The 647-nt window shown below is 51.5% G+C and carries 1 protein-coding gene; it reads right to left on the reverse strand.

Annotated elements, in window-relative coordinates; translation table 11 throughout:
• Positions 1-175: 175 nt before the first annotated feature.
• Positions 176-647: hypothetical protein (locus tag AWB78_RS42960; protein WP_157697928.1), on the reverse strand; the 472-nt coding region annotated here is incomplete at its 5' end.

Consider the following 647-nt stretch of genomic DNA (forward strand, 5'->3'; position numbering starts at 1 on the left):
CCGCACACAGGTGCTCGATGTAGCGATCAAACTTCGCTAGATTTTCCATTGCAGCCCACTAATAAATATGGAATCCTAATTATGAACTGAAATGAAGATGGAAGTCGCTATTTTTTATGACACAGTGAGACTAGGAACATACATGCCGCACTCATCGATGCCGCGCTCATCGCCTTTATGAAAATAGTAACAGGTGGTGCATCGCTTCTTGCCTCACCTCTTCCGGTAGCCATCGAATATTGGCTCTAAGTGCCAACAAAGGTGCTGCCCGCCCCTCAACGTCAAGCTGGTTGAGCGATGCGAGAATATGGCCAAATGCCTCTACTAATCCAGCCTCGAAGAACTTGCGGGCCCCTGACGCGATGGCAGATAGTAATTCTCCTTTTACTCCGGGATCAACTACCGCTGTTACCGCGTCTAAAAGATCGGCGAGTCCGCCCATGCGATTGGCATCGGGAAGCTCGGCGCACTCGAAGGCAAGCGCACGCAAAGGCTCTATACGCTCGCGCGGCTCCAAATCGCCAATTGCCTTCAGGACAAACTGGAACACCTCCAGGCGATGAACTTCCTGCAACAATTCGATGCTATTCGCAAGCACAGCCAGTGCTGGCGCCTTTGCCTCCGTATTACAACTATCCGCCGCATTC

The sequence above is a fragment of the Caballeronia calidae genome (assembly GCF_900044055.2).
GTDB lineage: Bacteria > Pseudomonadota > Gammaproteobacteria > Burkholderiales > Burkholderiaceae > Caballeronia > Caballeronia calidae.